This is a genomic window from Mesorhizobium sp. M7A.F.Ca.CA.003.01.2.1, assembly GCF_003998945.1.
Taxonomy (GTDB): Bacteria; Pseudomonadota; Alphaproteobacteria; order Rhizobiales; family Rhizobiaceae; genus Mesorhizobium; species Mesorhizobium ciceri.
The window spans coordinates 1-1,359 of record NZ_RZRA01001204.1 but is presented as its reverse complement, the minus strand read 5'-3'; the positions used below and the strand labels follow the sequence as shown (position 1 = coordinate 1,359).

The window sequence follows — 1,359 nt, the reverse complement described above, 5'->3', positions numbered from 1 at the left end:
ATCAGGATCGGCTCCACGAGGTCGAGGTTGTTGGTCGAGCCTTGCGCGCGCACCAGTTCCGGCGTGGTGCCGAACTGATCGCGGAAGGCACGGGTGAACGCCTCATGCGAGTTGTAGCCGGCGTCGAGCGCGACGACGAGGATGTCGGGCGCTCCGCCGGCCAGCTTGCGCGCCGCCTCGGTCAGCCGGCGTGAGCGCATGTAACCCATCACCGAGCGGCCGGTTGCGGCGCCGAAGGCGCGCGTCACATGAAAACGCGACACGCCGCTGCTTTGCGCGACATCGTCAAGCGAGATCGCCTCCGGCAGATGGCTCTCGACGAACCACAGCGCTTTCTCGGTCGGGTTCATGGGGCTCCTTTTCGCATTGGCCGGATCATCTTGGCGTTTCCTGGCGCGGCCAGTTTGATCGAAATTGCGCATTCCGTGCAATCTGCGCCGATCCCATGGGCTTTCGCTTGACAGCGGGCCGCGTCATCTCCTAAGAATGTTATGTTATTACATAAAGTGAGCGTGCAATGCCTGTTTCCCTTAGCTGGCCCACCACTTCGTCCGAGAAATCCATTGCGAAGCGTTTGGTGGAAATCTACGCTGAAGTGGTGATGGTCCCCGAGCCGAAAGGCGAGGGGTGAAAAGGGAACACGGTGAGGCCTGTTCAGGTCGAGGCCGTGGCTGCCCCCGCAACTGTAAGCGGCGAGCAAAATCCGTGAATGCCACTGGCCGGCAAGGCTGGGAAGGCAGGATGGCGCAACGACCCGCGAGCCAGGAGACCTGCCATCACTGAGTTGACCGGACGGGGTGTGCCGGGAGGAAACGCGAATCCCGGCCTTGTCGGCCGGTTCGCCAGCTTCCTTCCGTCGCCAGTTTTGGAAAGTGACGGAAAGTTGGACGGCTCCATCGATCATCGCATCACCATGCTCACACTTTGCCGTCCCCGCAATCCGGCGGGCTGCAGCCGATGAGCGCAGCGCTTCTCGAAGCCCATGACCTCTGTGCCATGGCGAATGGGCGGAATCTGGTCCAGGCGGTCAGCTTCTCGGTGGCCGCTGGCGATCGCCTTGCCATCATCGGTCCCAACGGCGCCGGCAAGACGACGCTGCTGCGCATGCTGTCGGGCATGCTGCGGCCAAGTTCCGGCGAGGTGAAGCTTGGCGGACGCGGGCTGGACAGGATTTCGGCCGCCGAGCGGGCGCTGCATATCGCCGTTGTCGGCCAGACCGACCAGCCCGATCCGCGGCTGGCGGTGATCGATTATGTCGAGCTTGGCCGGGTCCCGCACGCCGGGCTGCGGCGCAGGCGCGAGGAACGCGATATCGCCGTCGAGGCGCTGCGCCGGACCGGCCTGCTGCCGCTGCTTGGC

General features: G+C 64.3%; 2 protein-coding genes and 1 riboswitch. Of the genes, one reads left to right on the top strand and one right to left on the bottom strand.

All coding sequences use genetic code 11. The annotated features are described in order from the left end of the window. Positions 1-350: AraC family transcriptional regulator (locus tag EN969_RS31215; protein WP_164758668.1), on the bottom strand; the 350-nt coding region annotated here is incomplete at its 3' end. A gap of 235 nt (positions 351-585) precedes the next feature. After that, a riboswitch (cobalamin riboswitch) is annotated at positions 586-793 on the top strand. Positions 794-957: 164 nt separating this feature from the next. Here EN969_RS31215 and EN969_RS31210 point away from each other — a divergent pair. Beyond that, a partial coding sequence (locus EN969_RS31210; RefSeq protein WP_164758667.1) for an ABC transporter ATP-binding protein occupies positions 958-1,359 on the top strand: 402 nt, incomplete at its 3' end.